Genomic DNA, 3,464 nt, shown 5'->3' with positions numbered 1-3,464 from the left:
CTGGCTCGATTACGGCGATCATCCGGTGGCTCGATTACGCCGATCATGAAATGGACCGATTACGCCGATCCGTGACACCGCCGCCTGGCGAACTGCCTCTTCCAGAAGGACCAGCGCCTCATCGGTCCGGCCCAGCGAGGCATACGCCGCCCCCAGACAGGACGCAATCCGAGAAATGTAGATCGGAAACTCAGCGCTCCAGCACATGGCCAGTGCTGGCTCAAGTGCATCGACAGCCATGTCCGGATTGCCTTGAATAAGGTGCATCCGTCCGACGCCGAAGCCAGCAAAAATCAGTTCCTCTGGCTCATTCATCACTCGGGCGACGTCTATCGCCTCCTGTCCAAGGACGGCAGCCTCGTCGAATCGGCCGAATTCGGCAAGGCACAGCAACAACCAGATACGAGCGGTGACGCGCGTGAATTTTAGGTAAGCCTCATCGGGACTGTCGCGGCGCTCATGGAGTAGATCTAGCACCTGTCGAGCATTTTCCACCGCGCGTTCATAGTCTCCGCGGCCATACCGTGACCTTGCGAGCATCATAGTGACCCTAGCCTTCGCATCGGGGTCGCTTTGCCTCTCTGCCAACGCCAAGGCGCGTTCGCCTGCATCAAACGGCGGCTATCAGATCGCCTAACGAACCGAGCGTATAAGTCAACCTTGACAAGACGCGCGATAGGCGACCCTCATCACCCGACCATTCGGCAAGACGTTCCGCTCTCTCGAGATTCGTCCGGTCACGTGCCAATTCTCCGAGCGGATAGAACGAGTGGTGAAGATCCCATCGGACGTCGATGATTTCACCGGTCGTGTCGGCCGACAACGGAAGGGCTGCATAGGCAGTCAAAGCCTTCTCGAACAAGACCGACGCCTCGCGATGAGCCGCGCGTTTTGCAGAGTTGTGACCGGCACGTCGCCAAAGACGGGCCGCCTTCTCCGCCAATCCGGCGTGGGCGCAGTGTTCGGCCAGGATTTCCGGTTGTTGCTCCACTACATCAAAAAAATGATTCTCGAGCTCCACTGCGATACGGGCATGCAGTTGCTGTCGCCTGTCCCGCAGCAGGGAGCTGTACGCCGCATCTTGCACCAGGGCGTGCTTGAAGGTGTATTCCGCATCCGGTGGTGTCCCGCGGCGGAAAACCAGCTCGGCATTGACGAGATGACCCAATGCGTCGTCCAGGCGCTCCTTGGGCATCGACGCGACCGCGCTGATCAGCTCATAAGAAAAACGCCGGCCGATTGCAGCGGCGATTTGCGCTACATCCCGCACCGGGCCCAGGTGATCGAGCCGCGCCATCAGCGAAGCGTGCAGCGTCATCGGGATCGCCAGTGGTGGCAGCGGACCATCGACGATGTAGCGCCCGTTCTGCTCGCGCAGCAGGCCGCTCTCCAACACTGTTTTGGTCAGTTCTTCGACAAATAGAGGTATTCCGTCCGTATGGTCAATGATCCGATCTGTAACCTCTTTCGGCAGTGCCTTGCCGAAGCTTACCCGCTGGATCACCTCCGCTTGTTGACGAGCGGGCAAACGATTGAGAGTAAGGAGCGTCACTTCTGAGCGGCCGATCCACGGAGATGTGAACTCGGGACGGAAAGTGACGATCAGTAGGATAGGCAGGGTTGCCGTGCAATCGACAAGGTGATCCAGCGCTTCGAGCGTGCTGGGGTCGACCCAATGTACATCTTCGAACAATATCAGCAGCGGCTGGCGCAATGCCAGACCCCTGATCTGCGCAATCATTGTGCTGAGCGTCCGCTCCTTGCGCTTCTGCGGCGTGAGGTTAAGTGTCGGGTATCGACTTTCCGTCGAGATCGATAGCAACGCCGCCACCAGCGGAGCATCTTCGCCGAGGTTGCCGGCGGCCAACGCGAGCACCGCCTCAAGTTTGTCGAGGCGTTGTTCAGCAGTATCGTCGCGCCGCAAGCCGGCCGCACGCTCGAACTGGGAAATGAACGGATAGAAGGCGCTGTCTTGATGGCGGCGTGAGCAGAAATACCGCAAGCGGGCGTGCGGCTCGAATTGGAGCCGCTCTTCAAGGGCGGCCGTCAGCCGCGATTTTCCGATACCCGGCTCGCCCGAAAGCAGCACAACTTGGCCCTCACCGTTCTTCGCCCGCTGCCATCGGCGAAGCAACAGCTCGATTTCTTCGTCGCGCCCGACAATTGGCGTCAACGTGGTCGAGTGCAGCGCCTCAAACCGACTTTCCACCCTGCTGGGGCCGAGCACTTGCCAAACCCGCACTGCATCGCCGATCCCCTTCACTGTGAGCATGCCCATGTCGCGGTAGTCAAACAGTCCGCCAGTAAGCCGCTGCGTGCTAGTAGAAATCACTACTGCTCCGGCCTCAGCCAATGTCTGCAGCCGGGCAGCGAGATTGGGCGTCTCGCCGACCACGCCACGCTCCTGGGCTTCGCCCTCACCAGTGAGGTCACCCACTACCACAACGCCCGTAGCAACCCCGATCCGCACTCGCAAACTTTCGCCGGTACCGGAATCGAGTTTGGCGATGGCTCGCACGAGCGTCAGCCCGGCACGTACAGCCCGCTCGGCATCGTCCTCGTGCGCCCGGGGATAACCAAAATAGGCCAGCACACCATCGCCCAGGTATTTGGCAATGAACCCACCGGCCTTGATGATTACATCCGCGCAACCCCGGTAATAGGCGGCGACGATCTTCCGCATGTCTTCCGGATCGAGCCGCGTCGAGAGGGCTGTCGAGTCGACGAGATCGCAAAACATGACGGTCAGCTGGCGTCGGTCCGCGTCACCAGGTGGCACGGGTGGCGCCGCGACTGGAAATGTCGCAACAGCGCTGTCGCCAGGTTGGGCGATCGCGCGCAGCATTTTGCGGCGATGCCCAAGTAAGACGCCAAGATCTTTGAGATCCTGGTCGGTGAGATCGCGAAGGGCCGAGCGATCGATACCATTCTCGGCAAAGAGCTGGGCATACTTGGACAATCCGAGTGATGCTAACCACTCTGCAATGCTCTCCACCGCTTGCCTCCTGGAGGCAGCTGCCTCATGAAACGGCGAAAGAACCACGGGCAAGCAACAATCTCACAGGATCATCCCAGTAGGTCCCGCCGATCCTGCTAAATATACGCCGCGATGGCAGCACTAACCTTCCAACGCTTCTGGCGGGCCGATGAGGCGCTCGGTTGAGTGGAGGTGGGTCGGCCTGCCAGCCCCCCACCGGGAATGACGACTATTAACGCGATCAACGTAAATTCATGCGAAAAACAGTTGGAAATCGAAGTCCCTACAGAGGTCCTGAAATATGCTCGGAGTATCTGCCCTGAAAATTGGGATGCTATAGATTACTGCGCAGCACGACGTCACCGTGCTGCTGATTCAATGAGGGGTGAGCGCCCGACCGCGTTTGATTCGTAAGCGTCAGCGTAACCCGTCACAAGATGGTGCGCGACGAGCTTTTCTGCGTCAGATCGGGACGAGACGATGTAGG

General features: G+C 59.6%; 2 protein-coding genes. Both read right to left on the bottom strand.

Annotation, left to right across the window (positions count from 1 at the left end; all coding sequences use genetic code 11):
• Positions 1-18: 18 nt before the first annotated feature.
• Positions 19-495 (bottom strand): tetratricopeptide repeat protein, encoded by a 477-nt coding sequence (locus AWB81_RS47895; RefSeq protein WP_235026196.1) that lies wholly within the window; start codon positions 493-495, stop codon positions 19-21.
• A 115-nt stretch (positions 496-610) separates the two neighbouring features.
• Positions 611-2,995, bottom strand: a complete 2,385-nt coding sequence (locus AWB81_RS41255; RefSeq protein WP_235026195.1) for an adenylate/guanylate cyclase domain-containing protein — start codon at positions 2,993-2,995, stop codon at positions 611-613.
• Positions 2,996-3,464 lie beyond the last annotated feature (469 nt).

The organism is Caballeronia arationis, from assembly GCF_001544975.2.
Classification (GTDB): domain Bacteria; phylum Pseudomonadota; class Gammaproteobacteria; order Burkholderiales; family Burkholderiaceae; genus Caballeronia; species Caballeronia arationis.
The sequence above is the reverse complement of the archived record's forward strand: the minus strand, read 5'-3'. Positions and strand labels throughout refer to the sequence as shown.